Below are 26,943 nucleotides of genomic sequence, written 5' to 3' on the forward strand. Positions count from 1 at the left end.
CTCAGTCTCCCAGTTGGATATGTGCTGCTCTTTGGCCTTCAGTCCGGCCTCAGGATCAGAGCGGCGTCTGGGGTCCAGTGAACCCAAGCCGCGTCACCTTTCCCGAGGGTGGAAAGCCCTGCATCCGTCTGGCGCGGTGCAAGGGCGGTGATGGTTCCAAGTCGATCGTGACGAACGACGTATTCGGTGTGCTCGCCAAGGAAGATGCGGTTCTGAACGGTGACGGCGAGGCCGTCGGTCACCTCGGCGCGGCTGAGCCGGATCTGTTCGGGGCGAATGCTGAGGCAACCGGCTTCGCCATGGACGACCTCTGTTCCGAGCGCGCTGACATAGGTTTTGCCGTCGCCGAGGGTGATCGATGATGCGCCGTCCGAGCTGGCGGAAACGGTTCCCTCGAAGAAGTTCGAAGTGCCAACGAAATCCGCCACATAGCGCGTTCTGGGCCGATCATAGAGATCCTGCGGGCTGCCGACCTGGATGATCTCGCCCGCCCGCATGACACAGATCCGGTCAGACAATGACAGCGCCTCTTCCTGATCGTGGGTGACGAGAATGAAGGTGATCCCAAGCTGGCGCTGAATATCCTGAAGTTCGATCTGCATTTCCTTACGGAGTTTGCGGTCGAGAGCGGCAAGCGGTTCGTCCAAGAGAAGTAGTTTCGGCTCGTTTACGATGGCGCGGGCGAGGGCGACACGCTGTTGCTGTCCCCCGGACATTTCCCAGATCCGGCGAGTGCCGAAATCCGACAGGCGGACTGTTTCAAGCACCTTTTGCACCTTGCTCGCTATCTCGGTCTTCGGAAGCTTCGGGCGCCGCTGGTCAAGGCCGTAGGCGATGTTCTGTGACACCGTCATGTGTGGGAATAGAGCGTAACTCTGGAACACCATGTTGACCGGGCGGCGGTAGGGTTCGAGCCCCGAGACATCCTCGCCTCCGATCAGTACTCGCCCATCGCTTGGGGTTTCGAACCCTGCGAGCATCCTGAGCGCAGTGGTTTTCCCGCACCCCGATGGTCCGAGGAACGAGAGAAATTCGCCAGCTTGGATGCGGAGATCCATGCCCTTGACGGCGACCAGATCGCCAAACCGTTTCGAGACGCCTCGCAATTCTGCGATGAGCGGGCCGGCGTCATCCGTTGGCGTTTTGTGATCCAGCAATGGTTTGCCTGACGAGATCGATAGCTGTTGACGTCTATAACACGATACGCCCAACTTCCTGCAGATTGAGCAATTGTGTAAATATGCAATTTGTAATAGATTTCGCTGAAATTGTAGGCGGTCCCGATGCCGACAGACTGGAATCAGCAATCCGCGCGCTGCCTTGACGCGCTTGGCAGTCCGGCTTTCCCAGAGACGCTGGCCGCGGGGATACGAAGTATCGTGCCCTACGAATTCATGGTGGTGTTCGGGTATGTGGGAACGAAGCGCCCGCTGGCGCTCTACGACGATTTTACGCCGGAACGCCGAAAGCTTCACGTCGATGAGTACCTGGAAGGGCCCTACCTGATCGATCCGTTCTTTCTGGCAAGCACCGGAGACACGCCGTCGGGCATCTGGCGGCTGAGGGATATTGCGCCCGATCGGTTCTATCAGGGGGAATACTTCCGGAGTTATTATGCCCAGACAGGTCTTGCCGAGGAGGTGGGCTTTCTGATCGACGTGAATGCAGAGCTTTCCATCGTCGTCTCGCTAATGCGGACGGAGCGCAAGTTCAGCAAGGCCGAATTCAGGGTTCTGACCGAGATCCAGCCTATCGTGGATGCGCTCTGCCGCCGGCACTGGTCAACCGGCAAGAACGGCGCGCGCTCGGATGCCTCGAAGATCCTGACCGAGAAAGTTTCAGATGCATTCCGCACAATCGGCGACGGGGTACTGACCCCGCGCGAAAGCGAGGTCGTAGAACTGACATTGCGCGGGCATTCTTCAGAGGCGATTGGGCGGCTTCTTGAGATCTCGCCCGGGACAGTCCGCATCCATCGGCGGAACGTCTATTCGAAACTCCGGATCAACTCGCAGGGAGAGTTGTTCTCGGTCTTCCTGAACACCATCGGCACGGCGTGACCGAACGCAAGTGTTAGCCGCCGCATTCAAGATAGTTGCGCAAAGTGGCGCGCACGCCATTGCGTCGGATTCGGTCGAGCCATTCGCCAAAGGCAGAGGCGAAACGCGCGTCCTGCGCCCAGTCGCCGTAGACACCTCTTTGGGTCAGCCACGCGGATGGATCGTCAGCGGCCGCTGCAGCGGCTGTCGACAGATCGGCCCAGCTTGGATCGTTCGGCTCGATTACCGAACCGTCCTCGCGCGTGCCCTCGCACATCCGGGCCCAGAGCGCCTCGGCCAGCGCAAGTCCGGCAATGCGCTCTCCGGTGGTGAGCCGTTCGCGGATCATCGGATGAAGAAAGCCCGTGTGTCGGGACGAGCCGTCGAAAGCCACTCGACGCGTGGTGTCGACGATTGCGGGGTTTGAGAACCGTCGTTCGATGAGGGCAAGGTAGCCTTCCGGCGTCATGTCCGGCACGGCACTGACCTGGGGCACGATTTCGTCACGCTGGACCTTTCCGAAATACGCGCGGATGTCTGGATCTTCCATGCAGCCGGAGATTGTGCCAACCGACAAAAGTTCGCCCGGATTGGCGAGAAGCTGGTGCCCTGCGTTTAGAATGCGAAGCTTCATGCGTTCGTAGTCGTGGACATGGTCGGTGAACGTGACGCCGACCTTTTCGAGCAAGGGGCGACCTGCACAAAAGTTATCTTCCACCACCCACTGGCGGAAGTTTTCGTGTGTGACGGGCGCATGGTCCAGGACGCCGAAACTCTTCGCAAGCGATAGCTCCTTCGGCCCGGTTGCAGGCACGATGCAATCGACCATCGAGTTGGGGAACGTGCAGTTTTTCTCGATCCAGTCGGCGAGATCGGGGTTCGAGAGGCGTGTGAGTCCCAGAACAGCCTGCCGGAAGATCGCACCATTTCCTTGCAGGTTGTCGCAAGAAAGAAGTGTCACGGGCCCGGTTCCGGCAGCGCGCCGCCGGGCGAGAGCTGCAACGATCGCGCCGAACGCGGTTTTCGGGGTATCGGGATGCTCTGCGTCGTGCCGGATATCAGAGTGCGCCGCGTCGAAACTTCCGTCGGGAGCCATGAAATAGCCGCCCTCCGTTACCGTCATCGAGACGATGCGGATAGCAGGATCGCATATCTGCTCGATAAGGGCGCCGTTGGCCGGTTCAATTGGGAGGAAGCCAATCATCGCACCGGTCACTTCGGCGGAACTGGCGCCCGGTGCGAGTTCGATCAGCGTAGTCAGGCAATCCTGCGCCAGAAGGCGTTCGCGCTGGGCCGCGTCCGCCGGTCGTACGCCGGCGCCTACAATGGCCCAGTCGTGATCCTGCCCCAGCATCATCAGCCGGTGTAGATACCAGGCCTGATGCGCCCGGTGAAAGTTGCCGAGCCCGATATGAACGATGCCGGGCGAAAGAGCCGAACGGTCGTAGGTCGGAACAGCTATGCCCTCCGGCAGGCTGCCGAGGGTATCATCGGAAAGCGGGATCAGCTCATCCATTGGCCGCCATCCACGTTGTAGCACTGGGACACGATGTAGTCTGCTTCGGAGCTTGCGAGGAAGATCGCAATGCCGGTCAGGTCTTCGGCGGTGCCCATGCGCCCGAAGGGCACCGCCGCGCCCACCTCTTTCTTCTTCTGCCCGGGGGCCTTGCCTTCGTATTTCGCGAAGAATGCATCTACGCCGTCCCAATGTTCGCCGTCGACGACACCGGGGGCGATGGCGTTCACGTTGATGCCATGCTCGATCAAGTTCAGCCCGGCCGACTGAGTGAGGCTGATGACGGCGGCTTTAGTCGCGCAATAGACCGCGACGAGGGGCTCGCCGCGCCGCCCGGCCTGGCTGGCCATGTTGATGATCTTGCCGCCTTTGCCGCGCGCAATCATGTGGCGTGCAACCGCCTGCAAGGTAAAGAGCGTGCCCGCGACGTTGATGTCGAAGACGCGGGCATAATCCTCGCGGTCGATCTCGACGATAGGGGCGGCGGTGAACAGGGCGGCGTTGTTGATCAGGATATCGATGCCACCGAAGGTGCCAACAGTTGCGTCGACGGCGGCATCGATACTGTCTTGCCGGGTGACATCCATTGCAACAGCAATGGCCGCCTCGCCGATCTCGTCGGCTGTCTCGCGCGCGCGCGCGATGTCGATGTCGGCGATCGCGACGCGCGCTCCCTCGCGCACGTAGGCTTCGGCAAAGACGCGGCCGATCCCCCGCGCAGCGCCTGTGATCAGCGCAACCTTGCCGTCGAGACGCCTCATCAGATACGCAGCCCCTTGTCGTCGAACCGGTGGATCAGATCCTCGCGCGGCGTGAGGTGGATAGTGTCGCCATGCTTGAGGTTAATCTCGCCCGGGGCACGAACGGTCAGCGTCTCGGCCAGCCCGGTGTCGTGGATATGGAAGAAGGTGTCGGAGCCAAGATGCTCGGCCACGCCCACGCGCCCCGTCCATGGGCCTTCGGAAGTGACCTCGATATGCTCAGGCCGGATGCCGATGGTGGCGGCGTTGTGCTTGCGCGCTTCCTCTCCTTCGACAAAGTTCATCTTGGGCGAACCGATGAAGCCGGCGACGAACAGGTTCCGGGGAGTGTGGTAAAGTTCGAGTGGCGAGCCAACCTGCTCAATATTACCAGCCCGCAGCACGACGATCTTGTCGGCCATGGTCATCGCTTCGACCTGGTCGTGTGTAACGTAGATCATTGTCGTGGCGAGGCGCTTGTGCAGTTCGCTGATCTCGAGCCGCATGCCCACCCGCAGGGCCGCGTCAAGGTTCGACAAAGGTTCGTCGAAGAGGAACGCCGCCGGTTCGCGCACGATGGCGCGACCGATGGCAACGCGCTGCCGCTGACCCCCGGACAGCTGGCCTGGCCGGCGGTCGAGGTAGTCGGTGAGGTTCAGCGCGGCCGCCGCCTGATCGATCCGGCGCTTTTGCTCGTCCTCGGGAACGCCTGCCATCCGAAGCGGGAAGGCGATGTTCTTGCGGACGCTCATATGCGGGTAGAGCGCGTAGGATTGGAACACCATTGCAAGGCCACGCTTGGCTGGCGGAATGTTCGTAGCATCCTTGCCGTCGATCTTGATGGTGCCCGATGTGATGTCTTCAAGCCCAGCGATAAGCCGCAGAAGCGTTGACTTCCCGCAGCCCGAGGGGCCCACGAAGACCGCGAACTCGCCGTCTTCGATGGTCAGGTCGAGGGGAGGGATGACCTCCACATCGCCAAAGCTTTTCGTGACGTTTTCAAGCGTGATCTGTCCCATATGTTCGGTTCCTTACTTGACCGCGCCGAAGGTGAGGCCGCGCACGAGTTGCTTCTGGCTAAACCAGCCGAGGATGAGGATTGGGGCGATGGCCATAGTCGAGGCCGCGCTGAGTTTCGCGAAGAACAGGCCCTCAGGGCTCGAATAGCTGGCGATGAAGGCGGTCAGAGGGCCTGCATTCGCCGCCGTGAGATTGAGGGTCCAGAAGGCTTCGTTCCAGGCGAGGATGAAGTTGAGCAGGATGGTCGAGGCAATGCCGGGGATCGCCATCGGCGTCAGTACGTAGAGGATTTCCTCGCGCAGGCTCGCCCCGTCCATCCGGGCTGCTTCAAGGATATCGACCGGGATTTCCTTGAAGTAAGTGTAAAGCATCCAGACGATGATCGGCAGGTTGATCAGCATCAGCACCACAATCAGGCCGCCCCGCGTGTCGAGCAGGTTGAACTGCACGAAAAGCAGCGAGATCGGATAGAGCACGCCGACCGCCGGCAGCATCTTGGTCGACAGCATCCACAGTAGGATGTCCTTGGTGCGCTTCGACGGGACGAACGCCATGGACCAGGCGGCGGGTATCGCGACAAGGATGCCGATCAAAGTGGAACCACCGGCGAGAATGACGGAGTTCCACAGAAAGCGCATGTAGTCGGAACGCTCCTGCACGACCGCGTAGTTCTCGAGCGTCCAGTCGAAGTTGAAGAAGAGCGGCGGGTCGTTGATCGCCTGCGCTTCCGTCTTAAAGCTTGTCAGGATCGTCCAATAAATCGGGAAGAAGATCAGAAGCCCAATCGCCCAGGCGGCGGCGGTGGTGATGACCTTGCGGCGTGTGGTAGCTGCACGTGCCATGTCTGTGCCTCCTAGCGATCGAGGTTCTTGCCGACGATGCGCATCAGGAAGATCGCAACGATATTGGCGAGGATGATGGCGTAGACGCCGCCTGCGGAGCCGAGCCCGATGTTCTGGCTGTCGATGACGCGCTGGAAGATCAAGTAGGTCAGCGTTCGGGTGCCGAAGGAGCCGCCAGTGGTGACGAAAATCTCAGCGAAGATCGACAGAAGGAAGATCGTCTGGATCAGGATCACGATGGTGATCGCCCGGCCCAGGTGCGGAAGGATGATGTACATGAAGCGGGCAACCGGATTTGCACCGTCCATCTCCGCGGCTTCGAGCTGTTCGCTGTCGAGCGACTGGATCGCGGTCAGAAGAATAAGCGTCGCGAAGGGCAGCCACTGCCACGAAACGATCAGAATGATCGATTGTACCGAGGCGTCCGAAAGCCACACGATCGGTTCAGCCCCGAAAAAGCGCCAGAGATGGGCGAGAAGGCCGTTCACCGGATCCATGAACATGTTCTTCCACACCAGGGCAGAGACCGTGGGCATAACGAAGAAGGGCGCGATCACGAGGATGCGGACAATCCCCTGGCCCCACATGGGCTGATCAAGCAGCATCGCAAGGAAGATTCCGAGGATGACCGTGATGACGAGCACCCCACCGACGATCACCAGCGTCGCCTGAACGCTTGGCCAAAAGGAGCTGGAGCTGAGGAAGCGAGCGTAGTTTTCGAATCCTACCCAGTCGAGGCCTCTTTCGAGCGAGTCGCCTCTTAGCGGCAGGTACTTCTTGAACGAGAAGTACAGCGTCATGATCAGGGGCACCAGCATCCAGCCGAGGAGCAGGACCACTGCGGGTGCCATCATCAGGCGTGCTGCGGATCGTGAATGCTTGGTGGCCATGACGCATCTCCCCCGTTAGCGGCTGACTGCCGCCCGTGCGAAATTGACAAATTCAATCGATAATCCAGAACCGGGGAGCGGACGGTGCCGCTCCCCGACCCCGGGAGGGAGTTAGCGGTAACCCGCCGCTTCCATCGCGTCGTTCGTGAGGGCCTGCGCCTTCTCAAGCGCTTCGTCGACCGACTGCTGCCCCGCGTAGACAGCCGAGAATTCCTGGCTGACCTCGGTCGCAATCCCGGCGAATTCGGGGATGGCGACGAACTGGATTCCCACGTAGGGCACGGGCTTGACCGTCGGGGACGTCGGATCGGCGGCATTGATCGAATCGAGCGTCATTTGTGCGAAAGGCACTTCCTGATAATCGGCGTTCTCGTAAAGCGAGGTCCGAGCGCCCGGCGGAACGTTGGCCCAACCTTCGTTCTCCGCGACGAGTTCGATGTATTCCTTCGATGTTGCCCACTCGATGAATTGCTTTGCCGCGTCAGCCTGCTGGGTGCCTGCCGGGATGGCGAGCGCCCAAGCCCAGAGCCAGTTGGACCGCTTGCCCAGCCCGGTATCGGGAGCGAGCGCGAAGCCAACGTGATCGGCCACCGTCGAGTCGTTCGGGTTAGTCACGAAGGATGCAGCCACGGTGGCGTCGATCCACATGCCGCACTTGCCCTGCTGGAACAGCGACAGGTTTTCATTGAACCCGTTGGTGGCATAGCCCTGCGGGCCATAATCATTCATCAAGTTTACGAAGAAGTTCAGAGCCTCTTTCCACTCGGGCTGGTCGAACTGGGCGTTCCAGTCTTCGTCGAACCAGCGAGCGCCGAACGAGTTGGCGGTGACTGTGATGAAGGCGCCGCCTTCACCCCAACCAGCCTTGCCGCGAAGGCAGATGCCATTGATGTCGTTTTCGGGATCGTCCATCGCCGCTGCGGCTTCGCGAATGAATTCCCAAGTCGGTGCGGCAGGCATTTCAAGCCCTGCCTTTTCCATGAGGTCGGTACGGTACATGACCATGGAACTTTCACCGTAGAACGGGGCTGCGTAGAGCGTGCCCTCATGGCTCAAGCCCGCGCGCATCGCCGGCAGAAGATCGTCGACATCATACTCGGCCGACAGATCGTTGAGCGGCACCAGCCAGCCGTTCGCACCCCAGATCGGCGTTTCGTACATGCCGATCGTCATGATGTCGAATTGGCCGCCGTTCGTCGTGATGTCAGTGGTGACTCGCTGACGCAGCACGTTTTCTTCGAGCGTAACCCACTCGACTTCGATGCCGGTCTTTTCGGTGAAGTTGTCCGTATATCCCTGCATACGGATCATATCGCCATTGTTTACCGTGGCGATCGTGATGGATTGTGCGTGAGCGACCCCTGCCATGAGCGCGAGTGCCGACGCCGCACAAAGTGCGGTTCTCAGGTGCATCCGAATCCTCCCTAATCTCTGGATTACCTAAAGACAGATAAAAGAAATCGTTGCCGCGCGTCAATCGGATTTTTAACGCGCGTAAATTTTCACTATGCGGATTGCCGCATGACCAGCCGCGCCGGGTGCAGGGTCTGGTCGCGATGGTCGAAGCGCCCGCCCGCGTCGATCAGGTTCTTCAGGGTTTCGGTCGCGTTGCGCGAAACCGCGTCGTAGTCGTGCGCTGCTGTGGTCAACGACGGGCAGGTGAACCGCGAGAAGGGATGATCGTCCATCGAGGCCACTCTCAGATCGCAGTCGGCGCCGCGCCCGACCTTTACTCCGCGTTCATAGCAGGCAGCCAGAAAGCCGATCGCGAGCCGATCATTGCTGCAAAGGATTGTGTCGGTTTCGAGCGTATCCCCGGCAAGGAGGTTGAGGCCGCCTTCACGGCCGATCTCCTCGAACCCCCAGCCGGTACCTTCGGCCTTGACGACTCGGGGAGTGAGTCCAAGCTCCTCCATTTTCGCGAGATAGGCGTTGCGGCGTTTGTTGGCGTTGGGGTTTGCAGGGTTGCGCATCTCGAAGAAGGTTGGCGCTTCGCCAGACCGTGCAAGATAGTCAACGGTTTGCGACACGAAGCTGGCATTGTCCGAGCCGACGAATGCCTCGCCGAGGCCCTCGACATTGCTGTCGAAGACAACCGTCGGAACATCCTTGCAGAAGCGCTCGAGCTCGGCCTTTCTGGAAGCGCGGCCCAACGGAGCAAGAAGAACACCTGCTGGGCGGAGCGAGCGTAGGCTCTCGAGTATTTCGACCTCAAGGTCGGGGTCGCCGTGGGAGCTGAACAGGCTTGGTGAAAACCCGGCTGCAACGCAGCGCTGTTCGATTACCCGGGCAATTTCCGCGAAGAAGGGATCGGCGAGGTAGGGCACGACGATTCCGACGATCTTAGTCAGTCGCCGGTTCTGGTTGATTGCGTAGATGTTCGGTCGGAATCCGTGCTCGTCGAGCGCCTCTTCGATCCTTTCCCTGATCGAGGCGCGCACGCTCGCAGGGTCGTTGAAGTACTTGGAGATCGTTGGGCGCGAGACGCCGCAAACCGAAGCGAACTCCTCCATATTCTTGATTCTTGACATAGACCTACAAAATCTTTCCGCGCGCAAATCTTTTGTAAGAAATCATTCTTGGAGCGGTCAAGCGCAGAGGTGTGGAAAACAGATGCTTGGGTCTGGGGGCAAGAAATGGGGCAATCCGGGCGACGCACGCGGCATTCCGCTGTGTACATTCTTGCCTCAGGATACCAATCTATCGGCATCAAGACGGTCAACGTCTGAGAATGGTTGCCCCGTTCACAGGCAACCGATGCCAACTACGGGAGGAAGACATGGCACAATTCACTTTGACACGCCGGGCGCTCGCAGCCGCGGCTGTTGCGGCGCTTTCACTAGGAAGCCCCGCTCTGGCTGGCGGCCACCAGGTTGTCGACAGCATCCATTTTCTTATCCCCGGCGGCGCCGGAGGCGGTTGGGACGGCACTGCACGTGGCACCGGGGAGGCGTTGACGAAATCGGGCCTTGTGGGCACGGCGTCCTACGAGAACATGTCGGGTGGTGGCGGCGGCAAGGCCATCGGCTACCTCATCGAAAACTCGGCCTCGAGCCACGGAACGCTGATGGTGAATTCGACGCCGATCGTGATCCGCTCGCTGACCGGTGTCTTCCCGCAAAGCTTCCGTGATCTGACGCTGGTGGCGGGTACGATCGGGGATTATGCAGCGCTCGTCGTTCCAGCGAATAGTGAGATCCAGGATCTGAACGGGCTAATCGCCGCGTTCAACGCCGATCCCGGCTCCGTCGCCGTCGGCGGTGGCTCTGTGCCGGGTGGCATGGATCACCTCGTGGCCGCGATGGTATTCGAGGCTGCCGGCGCCGATCCCATCGCCTTGAAATACGTGCCCTACGACGCCGGCGGCGAGTCGATGGCCGGGCTTCTGTCGGGCGAGGTTCAGGCGATTTCCACCGGCTTCTCGGAAGCGGTCGAACTTGCGAAGGCCGGAGAGGTGCGGATAATCGGTGTGACGGCGGACGAGCGCGTGCCGGCCTATCCCGATGCGCCGACCATGGTGGAGCAGGGCAACAACACGACCTTCGTCAACTGGCGTGGGTTCTTCGCTGCCCCGGATCTGCCGGAAGAACAACTGGTGGCCTATCAGGATGCGATCGCAAAAATGTATGACACGCCGGAGTGGGAAGAGGTCCGCTCGCGCAATGGCTGGGTCAACATCCACAACTCGGGCGAGGAATTCCGCGCCTTCCTGGAAAATCAGGAAAAGGTGATTGGTGATCTGATGCGGAAGCTCGGCTTCCTCTGACGTTTCGGTTCCTGAAGTGATATCGCGCCCGGGGCTGGCCCCCGGGCGCTTTACAAGAAGAGACCGAGGGGAGGGAACGATGGCGCTCGACCGCTGGCTGGCGATGATCATCCTGCTGATCTGCCTGGCCTATGGATATGCCGCCTATTTCACGATGGACGATCTTCTGCCGCCCATCATGAGGCGCAGCCCGATCTGGCCCTCGAGCTTCCCGAAGGTTCTGGCCGTCGGCGGAGTTCTTCTGTCGCTCGCGATCATCCTGGGGCTGGAGAAAGCACCAGAAAAGAAGGATGCCACCGACATCAATCTGTCGCGGCTTCACGAATACAAGGTGGGACAGGCGCTGTTCCTTCTGGTTCTCATGATCGCCTACGCATTCTTGCTGCGACCGCTCGGTTTCGTCGGGTCGACTTTCCTGTTTCTCTTTATCGGCAGCTTCATTCTGGGAGAGCGGCGCTTCGTATTGATGGCCGTGGTCGCCGCCGCTGCAGCGAGCGGCGTCTGGTGGCTGGTAGATGCGGTTCTGGGCATCTTCCTGAACCCCCTGCCAAGCTTCATGAACGGGGGCTGATATGCTTGAAGGGCTGATGACAGGCCTCGCAACGGCCTTCTCGATCACAAATATCCTCATGGTGATCGGCGGCTGTCTTATCGGCACCTTCATCGGGATGCTGCCGGGGCTTGGCCCGATGTCGATCATTGCGATCATGATCCCGGTGGCAATCACGATCGGCGATCCCTCCGCCGCGCTGATCCTGCTGGCAGGGGTGTACTACGGAGCGGTCTTCGGGGGGTCGACCTCGTCGATCCTGATCAATGCGCCCGGTGTAGCCTCGACCGTGGCCACAAGTTTCGACGGCTACCCGCTGGCGCGGCAAGGCAAGGCGGGCAAGGCGCTAACTGTGGCTGCCATCGCTTCCTTCGCGGGTGGAACGATCGGGGCGGTTCTTCTGATGATCTTTGCGCCCGCTCTCGCCTCGGTGGCGCTCCTGTTCCATTCCTCTGAATATTTCGCCCTGATGGTCGTCGGGTTGTCGGCCATTGCCGCTTTTGCCGGCACCGGGCAGGTCAGCAAGGCGCTCTTGATGACTTTCCTGGGTCTTATCATGGCGACCGTGGGCGAGGGCGTTCTGTTCAACGCTCCGCGCTTCACCATGGGTATCATGGATCTTCAGTCGGGCTTCGGCTTCATCACGCTCGCGATGGCGATGTTCGCTCTGCCCGAGGCGATCTACCTCGTGCTCGATCCGAAGCGATCGAAGACTGGTGACGGCGAAGATGGTGGCAAAATCAAGGATCTCAGAATCAATCGAGACGAGGCGCGGCGAATTGCGCCGGTGATAGGACGGCAATCGCTTCAGGGTTTCTTCATCGGCGTTCTGCCTGGCGCGGGCGCGACGATCGCGTCTTTCCTCGGCTACGCGGTGGAGCGCAACATCGCCTCGAAGGAAGAGCAGGAAGAGTTCGGCAAGGGCTCGATCAAGGGGATCGCAGCGCCAGAGAGCGCGAATAACGCCGCCTGCACCGGCTCCTTCGTTCCGCTCCTGACGCTCGGCATTCCCGGCTCTGGTACAACGGCAATCCTGCTTGGCGCGTTGATCGCTCTGAACGTCAGCCCGGGGCCGCGCCTTATGGTGGACGAGCCCGAGATCTTCTGGGCCGTCATCATTTCGATGTATCTTGGTAATCTCGTGCTTCTGATCCTGAATCTGCCGCTTATTCCCTACATCGCGAAAGTGCTCGCAGTTCCACGCAACTTCTTGATTCCTTTCATCTTATTTTTCACCTTAATGGGCGCCTATATTGGGCAGAATAACGCGACCGAACTCTTGCTTCTCGTTGGTTTCGGGGTATGTGCGACGCTTCTGCGATTTGCGGATTATCCGCTCGCACCGCTTCTGATTGGCTTCATCCTCGGGCCGCTTTTGGAGAACAACTTCTCACGTGCGATGCAGCTTTACGATGGGGTGAGCTTTGTGTGGGAACGCCCGATGACGCTGGGGCTGCTGGTGCTGGCGCTGATCCTCATCGTTTTGCCGAGCTACCGGCAGCGGCGCGCACGGGCGCGGGCCGAAGGCGTGGCTGACGGGGATTGAGGACAGGGCGCCACTGGAGAACTGGCGTGACACATAAGACGCTCGACAACCGCCGCGCGCGGCGGCTTTTCCTCGACCGGCACATGCTTCTGCGTGCGGGATCGGGGCCGGCGCGAGGCCATGATCTTGACCACGTCCTAGACACTCTGGGATTTGTTCAGGTGGACAGCGTGAATACACTGGCGCGCGCCCACGACCTGATCCTCTGGGCGCGGCGTGGGCAATACCGGCCCAAGGCGCTGGAACATACGGTGGCGCGCTACCGGTCGGCCTTCGAGCATTGGACGCATGATGCTTCGGTCATCCCGATGCGTTTCTACCCGATGTGGCGGCTTAAATTCGAGCGCGAGGAGGCGCGGATTCGCGCGCGCTGGCCAGAAAACCGGCGGGAGGGGTGGGAAGCGGAGACCGAAGCAGTGCTGCGTCATATCGGCGATCACGGCGCAGCCTGTTCGCTGGATGTTGGCGGAGACGAGAAGAAATCCTCTTCGGGCTGGTGGGATTGGCACCCATCAAAGACGGCACTTGAATTTCTCTGGAGATCCGGGCGGCTGGCGGTCTGTCATCGGCGCGGGTTTCGCAAGTTTTATGACCTGTGCGAACGGGTGATACCGTCCGATACGCTGAACCGCCGCCTCGATGATGTAGAGATCGTTGATTGGGCGATGCGTGCGGCGTTGAAGCGCCTCGGCTTTGCGACGAGTGGGGAACTTTCGGCCTTCTTCGATATCGTGACGCCGACCGAGGCGCGGAACTGGTGTGCTGAGGCGATGGCGCGTGGCGATCTGATCGAGGCCGATATCGAGATGGCCGACGGGCGGATGCGCAAGAGCTTCACAACCGAAGAAGTCCTCGACGAGGCTGCCTCTCTTCCCGAACCTACGACGCGCGTGCGTCTCATGTCGCCCTTCGATCCGGCGCTAAGGGACAGGAAGCGAACCGAGCGCCTATTCCGCTTCCACTACAGAATAGAGATCTTCGTGCCCGAGGCGCAGCGGAAGTACGGTTACTACGTCTTTCCGGTGATGCAGGGTGATCGACTCATCGGCCGAATTGATGCCAAGCGGTCGGGCGACACGCTTTGTGTGCGTGCTTTCTGGCCGGAAGCTGGGGTGCGAATGGGCAAGGGGCGGGAAGCCGGCCTTCTTGCCGAGCTCAATCGGATTCGTCACCTTGCCGGAACCTACGAACTTTCTTTCGAAGAGGGTTGGTTGCGAGCGGGCCAGGCGGCCTGAGAAGGCGAAACGGTGCCGATGGCCGAGTTCGTCCTCGCGCGACCCTTGCATTCGCGCGACAATCCCACCGGATTCCGCGTATTTCACCTTTTACGTTAACCAAACGGCCTTTATAACTCGGTCATTCACGCGGGCCGGAAGAGCCCGATCCACCTCGGGCAGCTCACGGGACCCATGACATGGCGTTATTTGGCGGGCTTTTCGCATCCGGTATGGCGATCGACCTCGGGACGGCGAACACGCTGGTCTACATCAAAGGAAAGGGCGTGATCCTGAACGAGCCTTCGGTCGTGGCCTACCATGTGAAGGACGGAAAGAAAGAGGTTCTTGCGGTTGGCGACGACGCCAAGCTGATGCTTGGACGTACGCCTGGCTCGATCGAGGCGATCCGCCCGATGCGCGAGGGTGTGATTGCCGACTTCGATGTCGCCGAGGAAATGATCAAGCATTTCATCCGAAAGGTGCACCGGAAGCCTGGTCTCTTTTCTCGCCCCAAGGTTATCGTCTGCGTTCCCCACGGTGCGACCCCGGTGGAAAAGCGGGCGATCCGCCAATCGGTTCTTGGCGCCGGCGCGGGCCGTGCTGGCCTGATCGCTGAGCCGATCGCCGCAGCGATCGGTGCTGGGATGCCGATCACCGATCCCACCGGCAACATGGTCGTCGATATAGGCGGCGGGACCACGGAAGTCGCGGTGCTTTCGCTGGCCGATATCGTCTATGCCCGATCGGTCCGGGTTGGTGGCGATCGGATGGACGAGGCGATCATCAGCTACCTCCGGCGCCAGCATAACCTTCTGATCGGCGAGGCGACGGCGGAACGGATCAAATGCTCCATCGGCACGGCGCGGATGCCGGATGATGGGCGCGGGCAATCGATGGAGATTCGTGGGCGCGACCTTCTGAACGGCGTGCCGAAGGAAACCGAGATCAACCAGGCTCAAGTGGCCGAGGCTCTGGCGGAGCCGGTGCAGACAATTTGCGAGGCGGTGATGACGGCGCTTGAGGCCACACCGCCCGATCTTGCGGCCGATATCGTGGACCGGGGCGTGATGCTGACCGGAGGCGGGGCGCTTCTTGGAGATCTCGACCTCGCGCTGAGGGAGCAGACGGGGCTTGCCATCACGGTGGCGGACGAGTCGCTCAACTGCGTGGCCATGGGCACGGGTAAGGCGTTGGAGTATGAAAAACAGCTCCGGCATGTGATAGATTACGACAGCTGACCATCCCGGGGGGCTGACCCGGAGGGCCGATGGCCGCGAGAGACAAAGGCGCTAACGAAGAATATGTCCGACCGATCCGCCGTATCCTGGTGATCGGTCTGTTGATGTTTCTGATGGCGCTCTTTCTGTTATGGCGGATCGATTCGCCCAGGGCAGAGCGGTTCCGCGCGATGCTGGTCGACCGCTTCGTGCCGTCGATGGACTGGGCGCTGGTGCCGGTGACCAAGACGGTCGACATGATCGAGGGCTTCGAAAGTTATGCCCGGCTCTACGAACAGAACCAGGATCTCAGACGCGAGCTTCAACAGATGCGCGCATGGCGCGAGGCGGCGCTTCAGCTGGAGCAGGAGAACGCCAAGCTTCTCGACTTAAACAAGGTACGACTTGATCCCGCGCTGACCTTTGTGACCGGCGTGGTCTTGGCCGACTCTGGGTCTCCCTTCCGGCAATCCGTGCTTCTGAATGTCGGTGCCCGTGATGGAATTCAGGATGGGTGGGCCACTACTGACGGGCTGGGGCTCGTGGGCCGCATTTCCGGCGTCGGGCAGACGACGAGCCGGGTTATTCTTCTCACCGACCCCGGCAGCCGCATCCCGGTAACGATCCAGCCCACCGGGCAGCGCGCACTTCTGGTCGGCGACAATTCCGCCCTGCCGCCGGTGGAGTTCATCGAGGACATGGAGCAGGTGAGGCCCGGGGACAGGGTGGTTTCCTCTGGCGATGGGGGGGTCTTCCCGGCGGGACTTCTGGTAGGCCAGCTTGTGACCGGGCCCAACCGGCGACTGCGTGTAAGGCTTTCCGCGGATTACGAGCGGCTCGAGTTCCTGCGCGTACTGCGCAGCACGCCGGCTGATCCGGTGGGCGCGCCGGGGGGGCTCGTGGGGCCGGGGCCGAGGTTGCAAGAACCGAGCGAGATCGTTGCGGAGGAGGCCGCGGATGGCTGAGGTTGTTGTCACCCGCCGCTTCCGGCACTGGTGCCTGTTTCTGGTACTGTCGTTTCTGGTGATCTTCACGCGGCTCCTGCCGCTCGACGCGGGCCCCGGGCGGCTTCCCGGCCCCGACCTTCTGGTCTGCCTCGCCTTCGCCTGGGTTTTGAGGCGCCCGGCCTATGTGCCGGTTGCGATGATTGCGGGCGTAATACTTCTGACCGATATCCTGTTTCTGCGACCGCTCGGCCTCTGGGCCTTTTGCGTGGTTCTTGGGTCAGAAGTGTTGCGCCGGCGCGAGCCCTTCACGCGCGATCTGCCCTTCCTTTTGGAGTGGCTGATGGTGGGCATGGTGATCGTGATCATGACGCTGGGCTACACTTTGATCCTCGCTGTTTTTGCAGTCAGTCAACCCTCAATCGGCCTCACTCTAATACAGATGATTGCAACCATCCTTGCCTATCCCCTCGTGGTTCTCTTCTCGTCGCGTATAGTCGGACTGAGAAAGGCCGCGCCGGGGGCCGTCGACAACCTGGGACGTAAAGTGTGAGACAGTCGCCAAAAGAACTCGAAGAAAGCGCCCGCGTCGTTACGCGGCGCGGCCTCGTGGTGGGCGGGCTGCAACTGGCCTTTATGGGGATGCTGGGCCTCAGGATGCGGCAACTTCAGATCGAGGAGGCCGATCAGTTTCGCCTCCTGGCCGAAGAAAACCGCGTCAACATGCGACTGCTCGCGCCGCCCCGGGGCATCATATACGACCGCAACGGTGTGATCATCGCCGATAACAGCCAGAATTACCGCATTATCATCGTGCGTGAGGATGCCGGCGATGTCGATGAGGTGATCGCGCGGCTGAAGGAGATAATCACGCTTGATGAGGACGAACTTGAGCGTGCGCTAAAGGAGATGTATCGCCGGTCGCCCTTCGTGCCAGTGACGCTGGCCGACAGGCTGAGCTGGGAGGACTTTTCCAAGGTCGCCGTGAATTCTCCAGCGTTGCCCGGGATCACGCCGGATGTAGGCCTGTCGCGCTATTACCCGATGAAGGGCGATTTCGCACATGTGATCGGCTATGTGGGGCCGGTTTCGGATTATGACCTATCGAAAATCGAAGATCCCGATCCGCTTCTGCAGATTCCGAAATTCCAGATCGGCAAGGTGGGCGTCGAGGCGAAGCTTGAGGAGAAGCTTCGCGGGAAGGCAGGCAACAGCCGAATCGAGGTGAACGCCGCGGGCCGCGTGATGCGGGAGCTTGACCGCGATCCCGGAACGCCGGGCAATGACGTGCAACTGACGGTCGATGCGCGGCTTCAGAATTTTGTGCAGGCGCGGTTGGCCGGAGAAAGCGCGGCTGTCGTGGTGATGGATTGCACGAACGGCGATATCCTTGCGCTTGGCTCTGCCCCGTCCTTCGATCCCAACAAGTTCGTACGCGGTATATCGAGCGCCGATTACAATGTTCTGCGCGAGGACAGGTACATTCCGCTTCGGAACAAGACGGTGCAGGGCACATATCCGCCGGGGTCGACTTATAAGATGATCGTCGCATTGGCGGCGCTCGAGGCCGGGGTGGTAAGCCCGGGTGAAACCGTCTGGTGCCCGGGATACTATCAGCTCGGCCGCCGCCGCTTCCACTGCTGGAAACGTGGGGGGCACGGGCACATGAACCTTGAAAATTCGCTCGTCCAATCCTGCGACACGTATTATTACGACATCTCGCAGCGGGTCGGGATCGACCGGATCTCCGAAATGGCCAATAAGCTTGGTTGCGGGGTCCGGCACGATATTCCAATGTCGGCGGTCGCCGAAGGCCTTGCTCCCACCCAGAAATGGAAGCAGTTCCGCTACGAGGAGCCGTGGCGCGTAGGCGATACGCTAAATGCCTCGATAGGACAGGGTTATACGCTGGCCTCGCCCCTGCATCTTGCGGTCTATACGGCTCGGATGGCGAGCGGCCTCGACCTTCAGCCGCGCCTCATAAAAACGCTTGGGGGAGAGGAGCAGGGGGCCGGAACGCCGGAGCTGCTGGACATCTCCACAAGCAGCCTGCGGCTTATTCGCAAGGCGATGTACAACGTCTCGAACGGCAGCCGCGGGACGGCGCGGGGATCACGGATCGTCGAAGACGGCAAGGAACTTGCCGGCAAGACCGGCACCAGCCAGGTGCGGAACATCACGGCGGCTGAACGGGCGCGCGGCGTCTTCAGGAACGAGGATCTGCCTTGGGAGCGGCGGGATCACGCACTTTTTGTGGGGTTCGCGCCGTTTGATGCGCCGAAATACGCGGTCTCGGTCGTCGTTGAGCATGGCGGCGGAGGGAGTGCGGCGGCGGCACCGGTGGCCCGTGACGTGCTGCTCTTTGCGCAATATGGCGGCGTGCCGCCACTAGAAGCTTATCCTTCAAGCCAGCGCGAGCGGATCAAATCGATGTACGAGGCGATGACGCTAGCTGAGCCCGAACCTCCGGCACCGGGGCGCAGCCGCGCATGAGCTATCTTGAATACAACGTCAAAACGGTTCCGACCGGCGTTCGAAAGGTCTTGTTTCTCAACTGGCCGCTGATCCTGCTCTTATGCGCCGTGGCCAGTGTCGGGTTTCTCATGCTTTACTCGGTTGCTGGAGGAGATCCTGGGCGCTGGACCGAGCCGCAGATGATGCGGTTCGGCCTCGGTCTTACCGCAATGTTCGTAATTGCGATGGTTCCGATCTGGTTCTGGCGGAACATCTCTGCCCTCGCCTATCTCTTTTCGCTTGCCCTGCTACTCGCGGTGGAATTCTTCGGCACGGTGGGTATGGGGGCACAGCGCTGGATTGATCTTGGCTTCATGCGGCTTCAACCCTCTGAGGTGGCGAAGATCTCGCTCGTAATGGTGCTAGCGGCATATTACGACTGGCTTGATCCCAAGAAAGTGTCGCACCCGTTCTGGGTGCTGGTTCCGGTCTTCTTGATCCTTATCCCCACAGGGCTCGTCGTCATCCAACCCGACCTCGGCACCTCCATCCTGCTGGTGGCCGGAGGCGGGATCGTGATGTTTTGTGCAGGTGTGTCGTGGTGGTATTTCGGAACGGTGATCGCCGCGGGAGTGGGCCTGGTCTCCGCCGTGTTTTCGTCGCGGGGCACGGAGTGGCAGCTTTTGAAGGATTACCAGTTCCGGCGGATAGATACCTTCCTCGATCCCAGCCAGGATCCGCTTGGAGCGGGCTATCACATCACACAGTCTAAGATCGCGCTGGGTTCCGGCGGATTTTCGGGTCGCGGATTCATGCAGGGCACGCAATCGCGCCTGAATTTTCTGCCCGAGAAGCACACCGATTTCATTTTCACCACCCTTGCCGAGGAATTCGGATTCCTTGGGGCGTTCTCGCTTCTGGTGCTTTACGCTCTTGTCATCTTCTTCTGCGTTACCTCGGCGATCGCAAGCAAGGACCGGTATTCCCAACTTCTGATCTACGGGATTGCGGCGACCTTCTTCCTGTATTTCGCGGTCAACATGTCGATGGTGATGGGGCTGGCCCCGGTTGTTGGCGTGCCCCTGCCGCTGGTGAGCTATGGCGGATCGGCCATGCTGGTGCTGATGGCAGCCTTCGGGCTTGTCCAATCAGCCCATGTCCACCGGCCGCGCGGACGATAGGGCGATGGCGATCACCGTGCTTTTTGGCGCGCACCCGCGCGACTGGCCCGAATACGAAGCTCCCCTGCGCGCGGCGTTCGACGAGGCAGGGCTTGCCGTCGATCTCGCGACGGATCACCCGCCTGAAACCGTGGACTACATCGTCTATGCCCCAAATAGTCCGATAACCGAGTTTACGCGCTTCACCCGCCTGAAGGCGGTCCTGAACCTCTGGGCGGGGGTGGAGGCCGTGGTGGGCAATCCCACTTTGACGGTGCCGCTCTGCCGGATGGTCGAACCGGGGCTGACTGAAGGCATGGTGGAATGGGTGACAGGGATGGTGCTTAGGCATCACCTCGGGATCGACCGGTACATTGGGCGGTCCGACGGTGTGTGGGAGCCGGTTTTCCCACCCCTTGCGCGGGACCGGACAGTGGGGATGCTCGGGCTTGGGGAACTCGGGCGCGCCTCGGCGGAAGCCCTCGTGGCCCTGAACTTCCGGGTCCTCGGATGGAGTCGGTCGCCGAAGAAGATCGCTGGCGTGAAGTGTTTCGACGGGTCGGCAGGGCTCCGGCAAGTGCTCGCAGAGGCGGAGATACTTGTTCTACTGTTGCCTGCTACCGCGGAGACGGAGAACTCTCTGGATGCCGAGGCTTTGGCACAACTTCCGAGCCGGGCGGTCATCATCAACCCAGGACGCGGGAAGCTCGTCGATGACGATGCGCTTTTGGCCGCGCTCGACAGCGGACACATTGCGCATGCGACGCTCGATGTCTTCCGGCGAGAGCCGCTCGATCCTGCTCATCCCTACTGGGCGCATCCAGGCGTGACCGTAACCCCGCATGTGGCGAGTGACACGCGCGCCGCGACATCGGCTTTATCGATTGCCGAGAACATCCGGCGTGGCGAAGCCGGAGAGCCGTTCCTGAACGAAGTGGATCGGGCGCGCGGCTACTGAGGCCGCGCGCCGCGCCAGATCAGGCGCTGTCCTTGTAGCTGACCGTTTTCACATCCGCATCAGGATCGCTTTTCTCGCGGCGGACGAGCAGACGGTTCAGGGCATTCACGTAGGCCTTCGCCGAGGCTACGACCGTATCCGTGTCGGCGGACTGCCCGGTGGCGATCCGGCCCTCTTCCTCCATCCGGACCGACACGGTTGCTTGCGCGTCGGTGCCTTCGGTCACGGCGTGCACCTGGTAGAGCTGCAAGTGGGCCCTGTGCGGAAACAGCGTCTTCACCGCGTTGAACGTGGCGTCGACCGGCCCGTCGCCCTGCGCTGTCGTGCGGTGATCCTTGCCGTCGATTTCAAGGATCAGGTCGGCCGATTGCGGCGCTTCGGTGCCGCAGATCACGCGCAGGAACTTGACCTGAATCCGGTCGTGATGCTCGCCCGAGGCCTGATCGCGCATCAACGCCAGAAGATCATCCTCGAACACCTCCTTCTTGCGGTCGGCGAGTGCCTTGAAGCGGATGAAGACGTCATTGAGCTGGTTGTCCGCCAGCTCGTAACCCAGATCCTTCAGCTTCGAGCGCAGCGCCGCGCGGCCCGAATGTTTGCCCATCACTATAGCAGTTTCCTTCAGGCCCACATCCTCGGGCCGCATGATCTCGAACGTATCCGCCGATTTCAGCATGCCGTCCTGATGAATGCCGCTTTCATGGGCAAAGGCGTTCTTGCCGACGATAGCCTTGTTGGGCTGGACGACAAAGCCCGAGACAGTGGAGACGCGGCGCGAGATCGCCATGATCTTCGTCGTGTCGATCTCGGTCCGGTATGGCAGGATGTCGCCCCGCACCTTCATCGCCATCACCACTTCTTCGAGTGCGGTGTTGCCGGCGCGCTCTCCCAAGCCGTTTATCGTACATTCGATCTGGCGCGCACCGCCCGCGACCGCAGCCAGCGAATTCGCCGTCGCCATGCCCAGGTCGTTGTGGCAATGGGTGGCGAAGATCACGTCTTCCGCCCCCGGCACTTCGGTAATCAATCGCCGTATCAGATCGGCCGACTCGACCGGGGCAGTGTATCCAACAGTATCGGGGATGTTGATCGTCGTCGCTCCGGCCTTGATGGCGATCTCGACGACGCGGGCAAGGTAATCCCATTCCGTCCGGGTGGCATCCATTGGCGACCACTGCACGTTGTCGCAGAGGTTGCGGGCATGGGTGACCGTTTCGTGAATGCGCTCGGCCATCTCGTCCATCGTCAGGTTTGGTATCATCCGATGCTGCGGCGACGTGCCGATGAACGTGTGGATCCGGGGCCGTTTCGCATGACGGACCGCGTCCCAGCAGCGGTCGATATCCTTGAAATTCGCGCGCGCCAGCCCGCAGATCACAGCGTTCTTCGCAAGCTTCGCGATGTCGGAAACGGCCTCGAAATCCCCTTCCGAGGCGATGGGAAAGCCAGCCTCGATGATGTCGACGCCCATGTCGTCAAGCATTTCGGCGATTTCGAGCTTTTCGCTGTGGCTCATGGTAGCGCCGGGCGACTGCTCGCCGTCGCGTAACGTCGTGTCGAAAATCAACACACGGTCTTTTTCGGTGGTCATCTGGTATCTCCTGGTCTTCTCACTTTGGCATCTCGGCGCTGATCCTCCCCTGAGCGGTCGCGCCGGATGGCACGCTCAGAGGCGGCTAAGGAGAAGAAGCGACGACAGAGCAACGCCCGGGGGCGTCGCACAGCAATGGTTATCGCGGTTTGTCGTCATGGGGCGGGACTATACCCCTGTTGCACGAAAAGAAAAGAGGGGGAGTTTGACCGTCATGGGATCAGCCCAAGTTCAGCATCGGACGCAATGCGATCGTACTTGTCTGTAGGCGGCATAGGACGGTCGGGCCAATCCGGTTCGAATGTGAAAGAGGAGCGCGCGCGCCCGTCGGGCCGCGCGCCGTTTCCGAACCCAACCGCGTAGTCGTAATACAGCTTCACGATTTGGTCGAAGGACACTTGCTGGGCGGCCGGATGCGCGAGGCACGCATCCCGCCAGCGCAAAACACGGGAGAATTCGATGGCCTCGGGCAGGGTGAAGCCCTCGTAATACTCGAGAAACCAGAAGCGCAACATGAGCGGGGTGAAGACGAGATCGGCCAGACCGAAACTATCGAATAAGAACGTCCCGTCCGGATTGTGCTGGCTGAGGAAGACATCAATGTCGCGGTAAATCGCGAGGAGTTTATCGCGGAACTTCGCCGTCCGGGCACGATCGCGGTTCATTACATAGCCGTAACCGGTATTGGCGAAAGCATCGGATTTCGTGATCAGAAGGCGCTCCAACCCACGCTCGAACGGTTCCTGGCGCGCGACTGGGCGCGCGTCGTAGCGTTCCTCAACATAACGCAGAATCACGAGGCTTTCCTTGAGTGCACGGTCGCTTTCGTCGACGAGAACCGGCAGCGCCGTTGTTCCACCGGTGTAGTCGAGGAGCCATGCTGGCCGGGGCTTGGTAATGTCGATCACGTAAAAATCGATGGCGTCCCGAAGGCCCTTTAGCTCGAGCAGGATCTCGACACGCTGCGAGAACGGGCAGATCGGGATATGGTAAATCGTGGGCTTGGTCATTGGACCATTGACTAGAGGCTTGGTCGGGCGTCAAGGCGATGTGGCCGGGGTGGGCATCAAAACATCATGCAATCTGCCGCAGGGGGCAGCGGATCGGCGCCCTCCGGCAATGTCGGCGTGTAATCGAAAGAAGCGATCATTGCCCCCTGATCGAAGGCGAGAAACAGCTGCCCGGAGCCGGGGCGGATCGCGATACCCTCCGGATCGACCCCGTATTCGTAAAGCGAAACGGTGGCCAGAAGCTGGCCTTCGGCGTCGAATTCGTAGAGGCTATTCGTGCCTTCCCAGTCGTCGACAATCAGTAGATGGCCAGTGCGCGGATCGCGGGCAATCCCCTGCGGCTCGGAAAGCGGCGGGTCAAGCGTCATGGTGTCGATTCGGCGGACAAGCGTGCCGTCCGGCGAGAACCAGGAGAGCCGCTCTGGGTCGTCCTCGACCGTGATGATCAGGCCGTCGCCGTCGATGGTGATGCCCTCTGTATCGGTCCAGGCATCCGAGGTCTGGAACGGTTCCGCCAGCGGCTCCCCGCCTTTCGTCAGGCGCTGGAAACCGCCAAACCCATCTGCCACCAACAGATCATTGCCCTCGATTGTGATGGCCTTGATCCGGGAGAGCGCGCTGCCGAACCGCCGCAATTCCTCGCCCTGCAGAGTTACGAGGATCACTTCGGGCCCTTCGTTCGCGATCCAGAGCCCGCAAAAGGCCGGATCGTATTCAAGGCTTGCAGGCCGGTTCAGCTGGTAGGTGCCGGTCAGAGTCAGCTCCAGCGCCGGGGCAGGGGCGGCGGCCAGAAGGCAGAGGCATGTGGCGAGGTGGCGCATGGGCCTCCGGGTTTTGCGGCTCGTCACTTAAGAAGGTGGCGCTAGGTAGCCTCGCGTCAATGATGAAGGAGCAGGACATGGGGCGCGCACTGGTGATCGGGGCCTCAGGCGGGATCGGCGCGGCAGTTTCGGAAGCACTCCGGGCTCGGGGCGAAGGGGTCACCCGGCTGTCCCGACGTGCCGACGGGCTCGATCTTACGGATCCGGCAAGTATTCCGCGTGTGATGGGCGCTCTCGACGGCCCCTATGAGCTTGTTTTCCTTGCCACTGGTGTTCTTGCCCCGCGGGGCGTTGCCCCAGAGAAATCGCTCGACGCAATCGATGCCGCGGCGATGGCCGAGGTTCTGGCGGTAAACACGATCGGCCCCGCGCTGATACTAAAAGAGCTGCCCCGCCTTCTGCCTCGTGAGGGGCGCTCGGTTGCGGCCGTGCTGACGGCGCGCGTCGGCTCGATCGGCGACAACCGGTTGGGCGGTTGGTACAGCTACCGGGCGTCGAAGGCCGCAGCAAACCAGATCGTGCACGGGGCGGCGATCGAGATCGGGCGGAAGCGGAAGGAGGCCGTCGTCGTAGCGTTGCATCCCGGGACGGTGGCAACGGAGTTCACCGCGGAGTATCCCGGGCATAAGAAGGTGGCTCCGGAGGTGGCGGCAAAGAACCTTCTTTCCGTGCTGGACAGGCTGACCCCGGAACAATCGGGCGGTTTTTTCGATTACTCCGGCTTGGAGGTGCCCTGGTGAGCCGCCTGATCCTGATTCTGGGCGATCAGCTGTCGGAAGAGATCCCGGCACTGGCCGAGGCCAAGAAAGGCGAGGATGTTATCGTCATGGCGGAGGTGCGGGACGAGGCCACCTACGTGCGCCACCATCCCAAGAAGATCGCGTTCCTCTTCGCCGCGATGCGCAAGTTCGCTGCGCGTCTTGCCGATGCTGGATGGGATGTGCGTTATACCCGCTATGACGATCCCCAGAATGCCGGGTCGATCCCCGGTGAGCTTCTGCGCAGGGCCGAGGAAACTGGCGCACAAGAGGTGATTGCCACGCAACCCGGGGAATGGCGGCTGATCCAGCTGCTTGACGAGATGCCGCTGCCCGTCTCCCAGCTTGAGGACACGCGTTTCATCGCGTCCCACGCCGAGTTCGCGAACTGGGCGGAAGGCCGCAAGGAACTTCGCATGGAGTGGTTCTACCGCGAGATGCGCCGGAAGACCGGGCTTCTGATGAAGGGCGATGAACCTGCAGGCGGCAAGTGGAATTTCGATCACGAAAACCGCAAGCCCGCGCCTGACGGGATCGAGTATTCCGGGCCGATGCAGTTCACCCCCGATGCAGTGGTCGAGGAGGTTCTGGATCTTGTGGAGGCTGAATTCGGTGAGAACTTCGGCACACTTCGCCCTTTCTGGTTCGCGACCGATCAGGGCGACGCGCGTCGGCACCTTGCCCATTGGATCAAGCATGGCCTGCCTCTCTTCGGGGATTATCAGGATGCGATGCTTGAGGATGAGCAGTTTCTCTATCATTCACTCGTGGGGCTCTATATCAACGCCGGGCTTCTCCATCCGATGGAGGTTTGCCGCGCGGTCGAAGCGGCATGGCAGGACGGCGACGCACCTATCAATGCGGCCGAAGGTTACATACGGCAGGTCATTGGCTGGCGAGAATACGTACGTGGCATTTATTTCCTCGAGGGCCCAGACTACTCGCGCCGGAACAATCTGAACCAACAGCGGAGGCTTCCAGAGCTCTACTGGGGCGGCGAGACGCGGATGAACTGCCTCGCACAGGCCGTGGTGCAGACACGCGATGAGGCCTATGCCCATCACATCCAACGCCTGATGGTAACTGGGAACTTCGCGCTTCTCGCAGGCGTGAACCCGACAGAGGTGCATGAATGGTACCTCGCCGTTTATGCGGATGCCTACGAATGGGTCGAGGCGCCGAACACGGTGGGTATGAGCCAATTCGCCGATGGGGGCGTCGTCGGGTCGAAGCCCTACGTGTCGTCGGGGAACTACATCAACAAGATGTCCGACTACTGCAAACGCTGCCACTACGATGTGAAAACCAAAACCGGGGAGGGCGCCTGCCCCTTCAACCTGCTCTACTGGCACTTTCTAGACAGGCACCGGCATCGGTTCGAGGGTAATCCACGCATGGCGCAGATGTACCGGACATGGTATCGGATGGATGAACAAAAGCGGAAAACGATCCTCGATGAGGCGGGCGCGTTTCTAAAGATGATGTCGGACGGCGCGGTCGTCTGAGTCGCACCCTATTCCGTAGAGGTGGTTTCTTCGGTGAGTGCACCGCCGACCCAGGTGCCTTCCGCCAACTCGCCGGTCGCGTAGCGGATCACGCCGGTGCCTTCGCGCCGACCATCTACGAAGTTGCCTTCATAGACATCGCCGTTTGCATAGGTTGCGACGCCTTCACCGTTGATTTCTCCGCCCTGCCAGCCTCCGGTATAGGTGAAGCCGCCGGGCATGGTGATCGTGCCCTGGCCTTCGCGAAGCCCATCCACGAAATCGCCTTCATAAACTGTCCCGTCGGCGTAGATCGCCTTGCCAGTGCCCTGGCGCTGTCCTGCGACCCACTGGCCCTCGTAGCGATACCCGTCGGTATAGGTCATCACGCCGAAGCCGTCGTTCTTGGCGTTCCGGAAT

26 protein-coding genes are annotated in these 26,943 nt (G+C 61.0%); 14 read left to right on the plus strand and 12 right to left on the minus strand.

Annotated features, from left to right (window positions below; genetic code table 11):
* Positions 1–38: 38 nt before the first annotated feature.
* A complete protein-coding gene (locus RXV90_RS18985; protein WP_316650648.1) occupies positions 39–1,058 on the minus strand; it encodes an ABC transporter ATP-binding protein in 1,020 nt (339 codons plus the stop codon).
* Between RXV90_RS18985 and RXV90_RS18990 the strand changes: the two genes are divergently transcribed.
* On the plus strand, positions 1,041–1,169 hold the full coding sequence (locus RXV90_RS18990) for a hypothetical protein (RefSeq protein ID WP_316650651.1): 129 nt from the start codon (positions 1,041–1,043) through the stop codon (positions 1,167–1,169). The genes RXV90_RS18985 and RXV90_RS18990 overlap by 18 nt on opposite strands.
* Before the next feature lie 114 nt (positions 1,170–1,283).
* Positions 1,284–2,060 carry a helix-turn-helix transcriptional regulator gene (locus RXV90_RS18995; RefSeq protein ID WP_316650653.1) on the plus strand — a complete coding sequence of 259 codons (777 nt, stop codon included), beginning with the start codon at positions 1,284–1,286 and terminating at the stop codon, positions 2,058–2,060.
* A gap of 13 nt (positions 2,061–2,073) precedes the next feature.
* Here the strand turns inward: RXV90_RS18995 and RXV90_RS19000 are convergent, their stop codons facing one another.
* From RXV90_RS19000 to RXV90_RS19030, 7 genes are all read right to left on the minus strand, one after another.
* Entirely contained in the window at positions 2,074–3,555 is a 1,482-nt protein-coding gene (locus RXV90_RS19000) for a mannitol dehydrogenase family protein (protein WP_316650655.1), read from the minus strand.
* Complete coding sequence (locus RXV90_RS19005) at positions 3,543–4,316, minus strand: L-iditol 2-dehydrogenase (RefSeq protein WP_316650657.1); 774 nt, start codon at positions 4,314–4,316, stop codon at positions 3,543–3,545. The genes RXV90_RS19000 and RXV90_RS19005 overlap by 13 nt, the downstream gene beginning before the upstream one ends.
* Positions 4,316–5,314 carry an ABC transporter ATP-binding protein gene (locus RXV90_RS19010; RefSeq protein WP_316650658.1) on the minus strand — a complete coding sequence of 333 codons (999 nt, stop codon included), beginning with the start codon at positions 5,312–5,314 and terminating at the stop codon, positions 4,316–4,318. Before RXV90_RS19010 ends, RXV90_RS19005 begins: the two co-directional genes overlap by 1 nt.
* A gap of 12 nt (positions 5,315–5,326) precedes the next feature.
* Positions 5,327–6,157 carry a carbohydrate ABC transporter permease gene (locus tag RXV90_RS19015; RefSeq protein ID WP_316650662.1) on the minus strand — a complete coding sequence of 277 codons (831 nt, stop codon included), beginning with the start codon at positions 6,155–6,157 and terminating at the stop codon, positions 5,327–5,329.
* A gap of 11 nt (positions 6,158–6,168) precedes the next feature.
* Positions 6,169–7,047 carry a carbohydrate ABC transporter permease gene (locus RXV90_RS19020; RefSeq protein WP_316650664.1) on the minus strand — a complete coding sequence of 293 codons (879 nt, stop codon included), beginning with the start codon at positions 7,045–7,047 and terminating at the stop codon, positions 6,169–6,171.
* Between the two features lie 111 nt (positions 7,048–7,158).
* Positions 7,159–8,460 carry an ABC transporter substrate-binding protein gene (locus tag RXV90_RS19025; RefSeq protein ID WP_316650666.1) on the minus strand — a complete coding sequence of 434 codons (1,302 nt, stop codon included), beginning with the start codon at positions 8,458–8,460 and terminating at the stop codon, positions 7,159–7,161.
* Positions 8,461–8,552: 92 nt separating this feature from the next.
* Complete coding sequence (locus tag RXV90_RS19030; RefSeq protein ID WP_316650701.1) at positions 8,553–9,578, minus strand: LacI family DNA-binding transcriptional regulator; 1,026 nt, start codon at positions 9,576–9,578, stop codon at positions 8,553–8,555.
* 248 nt (positions 9,579–9,826) lie between these two features.
* On the opposite strand from RXV90_RS19030, the gene RXV90_RS19035 reads away from it, so the two are divergent.
* The 10 genes from RXV90_RS19035 (at position 9,827) to RXV90_RS19080 (ending at position 20,859) form a co-directional block, all read left to right on the plus strand.
* Entirely contained in the window at positions 9,827–10,813 is a 987-nt protein-coding gene (locus RXV90_RS19035) for a tripartite tricarboxylate transporter substrate binding protein (protein WP_316650668.1), read from the plus strand.
* Positions 10,814–10,892: 79 nt separating this feature from the next.
* Positions 10,893–11,384: a tripartite tricarboxylate transporter TctB family protein gene (locus RXV90_RS19040; RefSeq protein WP_316650670.1), complete on the plus strand. Its 492-nt coding sequence runs from the start codon at positions 10,893–10,895 to the stop codon at positions 11,382–11,384.
* A 1-nt stretch (position 11,385) separates the two neighbouring features.
* Positions 11,386–12,909 (plus strand): tripartite tricarboxylate transporter permease, encoded by a 1,524-nt coding sequence (locus RXV90_RS19045; protein ID WP_316650672.1) that lies wholly within the window; start codon positions 11,386–11,388, stop codon positions 12,907–12,909.
* A gap of 26 nt (positions 12,910–12,935) precedes the next feature.
* Positions 12,936–14,144 carry a winged helix-turn-helix domain-containing protein gene (locus RXV90_RS19050; RefSeq protein ID WP_316650674.1) on the plus strand — a complete coding sequence of 403 codons (1,209 nt, stop codon included), beginning with the start codon at positions 12,936–12,938 and terminating at the stop codon, positions 14,142–14,144.
* Between the two features lie 179 nt (positions 14,145–14,323).
* Positions 14,324–15,364 carry a rod shape-determining protein gene (locus RXV90_RS19055; RefSeq protein WP_316650676.1) on the plus strand — a complete coding sequence of 347 codons (1,041 nt, stop codon included), beginning with the start codon at positions 14,324–14,326 and terminating at the stop codon, positions 15,362–15,364.
* Positions 15,365–15,393: 29 nt separating this feature from the next.
* Positions 15,394–16,308 carry a rod shape-determining protein MreC gene (mreC, locus tag RXV90_RS19060; RefSeq protein WP_316650679.1) on the plus strand — a complete coding sequence of 305 codons (915 nt, stop codon included), beginning with the start codon at positions 15,394–15,396 and terminating at the stop codon, positions 16,306–16,308.
* The gene (locus RXV90_RS19065; RefSeq protein ID WP_316650682.1) at positions 16,301–16,840 is read left to right on the plus strand and encodes a rod shape-determining protein MreD; all 540 of its coding nucleotides are present in this window, start codon (positions 16,301–16,303) and stop codon (positions 16,838–16,840) included. The genes mreC and RXV90_RS19065 overlap by 8 nt, the downstream gene beginning before the upstream one ends.
* The gene (gene mrdA, locus RXV90_RS19070) at positions 16,837–18,780 is read left to right on the plus strand and encodes a penicillin-binding protein 2 (protein WP_316650684.1); all 1,944 of its coding nucleotides are present in this window, start codon (positions 16,837–16,839) and stop codon (positions 18,778–18,780) included. The genes RXV90_RS19065 and mrdA overlap by 4 nt, the downstream gene beginning before the upstream one ends.
* A complete protein-coding gene (gene rodA, locus RXV90_RS19075; RefSeq protein ID WP_316650686.1) occupies positions 18,777–19,922 on the plus strand; it encodes a rod shape-determining protein RodA in 1,146 nt (381 codons plus the stop codon). Before mrdA ends, rodA begins: the two co-directional genes overlap by 4 nt.
* Before the next feature lie 4 nt (positions 19,923–19,926).
* Positions 19,927–20,859, plus strand: a complete 933-nt coding sequence (locus RXV90_RS19080) for a 2-hydroxyacid dehydrogenase (protein ID WP_316650687.1) — start codon at positions 19,927–19,929, stop codon at positions 20,857–20,859.
* A gap of 19 nt (positions 20,860–20,878) precedes the next feature.
* Here RXV90_RS19080 and RXV90_RS19085 read toward each other — a convergent pair whose 3' ends face one another.
* The 3 genes from RXV90_RS19085 to RXV90_RS19095 all read right to left on the minus strand — a co-directional run bounded on the left by RXV90_RS19085 (position 20,879) and on the right by RXV90_RS19095 (position 24,281).
* Positions 20,879–22,450 (minus strand): 2-isopropylmalate synthase, encoded by a 1,572-nt coding sequence (locus RXV90_RS19085; protein ID WP_316650690.1) that lies wholly within the window; start codon positions 22,448–22,450, stop codon positions 20,879–20,881.
* Positions 22,451–22,662: 212 nt separating this feature from the next.
* Positions 22,663–23,460, minus strand: a complete 798-nt coding sequence (locus tag RXV90_RS19090; protein ID WP_316650692.1) for a glutathione S-transferase family protein — start codon at positions 23,458–23,460, stop codon at positions 22,663–22,665.
* A gap of 56 nt (positions 23,461–23,516) precedes the next feature.
* Positions 23,517–24,281 carry a hypothetical protein gene (locus tag RXV90_RS19095; RefSeq protein ID WP_316650694.1) on the minus strand — a complete coding sequence of 255 codons (765 nt, stop codon included), beginning with the start codon at positions 24,279–24,281 and terminating at the stop codon, positions 23,517–23,519.
* A gap of 77 nt (positions 24,282–24,358) precedes the next feature.
* Here RXV90_RS19095 and RXV90_RS19100 point away from each other — a divergent pair, with 77 nt between their 5' ends.
* The gene (locus RXV90_RS19100; protein ID WP_316650696.1) at positions 24,359–25,021 is read left to right on the plus strand and encodes an SDR family NAD(P)-dependent oxidoreductase; all 663 of its coding nucleotides are present in this window, start codon (positions 24,359–24,361) and stop codon (positions 25,019–25,021) included.
* Positions 25,015–26,544: a cryptochrome/photolyase family protein gene (locus RXV90_RS19105; RefSeq protein ID WP_316650702.1), complete on the plus strand. Its 1,530-nt coding sequence runs from the start codon at positions 25,015–25,017 to the stop codon at positions 26,542–26,544. The genes RXV90_RS19100 and RXV90_RS19105 overlap by 7 nt, the downstream gene beginning before the upstream one ends.
* An 8-nt stretch (positions 26,545–26,552) precedes the next feature.
* Here RXV90_RS19105 and RXV90_RS19110 read toward each other — a convergent pair.
* On the minus strand, positions 26,553–26,943 hold a 391-nt coding region (locus RXV90_RS19110), incomplete at its 5' end, for an MORN repeat-containing protein (protein WP_410482385.1).

The sequence above is a fragment of the Ovoidimarina sediminis genome, assembly GCF_032586175.1.
GTDB classification, from domain to species: Bacteria; Pseudomonadota; Alphaproteobacteria; order Rhodobacterales; family Rhodobacteraceae; genus Ovoidimarina; species Ovoidimarina sediminis.

What these genes read in the sequence shown, in the direction of transcription:
- RXV90_RS18985 (WP_316650648.1), bottom strand. Translation starts at nt 1,058, where the DNA reads ATGGATCTCCGCATCCAAGCTGGCGAATTTCTCTCGTTCCTCGGACCA.
- RXV90_RS18995 (WP_316650653.1), top strand. Translation starts at nt 1,284, where the DNA reads ATGCCGACAGACTGGAATCAGCAATCCGCGCGCTGCCTTGACGCGCTT.
- RXV90_RS19000 (WP_316650655.1), bottom strand. Translation starts at nt 3,555, where the DNA reads ATGGATGAGCTGATCCCGCTTTCCGATGATACCCTCGGCAGCCTGCCG.
- RXV90_RS19005 (WP_316650657.1), bottom strand. Translation starts at nt 4,316, where the DNA reads ATGAGGCGTCTCGACGGCAAGGTTGCGCTGATCACAGGCGCTGCGCGG.
- RXV90_RS19010 (WP_316650658.1), bottom strand. Translation starts at nt 5,314, where the DNA reads ATGGGACAGATCACGCTTGAAAACGTCACGAAAAGCTTTGGCGATGTG.
- RXV90_RS19015 (WP_316650662.1), bottom strand. Translation starts at nt 6,157, where the DNA reads ATGGCACGTGCAGCTACCACACGCCGCAAGGTCATCACCACCGCCGCC.
- RXV90_RS19020 (WP_316650664.1), bottom strand. Translation starts at nt 7,047, where the DNA reads ATGGCCACCAAGCATTCACGATCCGCAGCACGCCTGATGATGGCACCC.
- RXV90_RS19025 (WP_316650666.1), bottom strand. Translation starts at nt 8,460, where the DNA reads ATGCACCTGAGAACCGCACTTTGTGCGGCGTCGGCACTCGCGCTCATG.
- RXV90_RS19030 (WP_316650701.1), bottom strand. Translation starts at nt 9,578, where the DNA reads ATGTCAAGAATCAAGAATATGGAGGAGTTCGCTTCGGTTTGCGGCGTC.
- RXV90_RS19035 (WP_316650668.1), top strand. Translation starts at nt 9,827, where the DNA reads ATGGCACAATTCACTTTGACACGCCGGGCGCTCGCAGCCGCGGCTGTT.
- RXV90_RS19040 (WP_316650670.1), top strand. Translation starts at nt 10,893, where the DNA reads ATGGCGCTCGACCGCTGGCTGGCGATGATCATCCTGCTGATCTGCCTG.
- RXV90_RS19045 (WP_316650672.1), top strand. Translation starts at nt 11,386, where the DNA reads ATGCTTGAAGGGCTGATGACAGGCCTCGCAACGGCCTTCTCGATCACA.
- RXV90_RS19055 (WP_316650676.1), top strand. Translation starts at nt 14,324, where the DNA reads ATGGCGTTATTTGGCGGGCTTTTCGCATCCGGTATGGCGATCGACCTC.
- mreC (WP_316650679.1), top strand. Translation starts at nt 15,394, where the DNA reads ATGGCCGCGAGAGACAAAGGCGCTAACGAAGAATATGTCCGACCGATC.
- RXV90_RS19065 (WP_316650682.1), top strand. Translation starts at nt 16,301, where the DNA reads ATGGCTGAGGTTGTTGTCACCCGCCGCTTCCGGCACTGGTGCCTGTTT.
- rodA (WP_316650686.1), top strand. Translation starts at nt 18,777, where the DNA reads ATGAGCTATCTTGAATACAACGTCAAAACGGTTCCGACCGGCGTTCGA.
- RXV90_RS19080 (WP_316650687.1), top strand. Translation starts at nt 19,927, where the DNA reads ATGGCGATCACCGTGCTTTTTGGCGCGCACCCGCGCGACTGGCCCGAA.
- RXV90_RS19085 (WP_316650690.1), bottom strand. Translation starts at nt 22,450, where the DNA reads ATGACCACCGAAAAAGACCGTGTGTTGATTTTCGACACGACGTTACGC.
- RXV90_RS19090 (WP_316650692.1), bottom strand. Translation starts at nt 23,460, where the DNA reads ATGACCAAGCCCACGATTTACCATATCCCGATCTGCCCGTTCTCGCAG.
- RXV90_RS19095 (WP_316650694.1), bottom strand. Translation starts at nt 24,281, where the DNA reads ATGCGCCACCTCGCCACATGCCTCTGCCTTCTGGCCGCCGCCCCTGCC.
- RXV90_RS19100 (WP_316650696.1), top strand. Translation starts at nt 24,359, where the DNA reads ATGGGGCGCGCACTGGTGATCGGGGCCTCAGGCGGGATCGGCGCGGCA.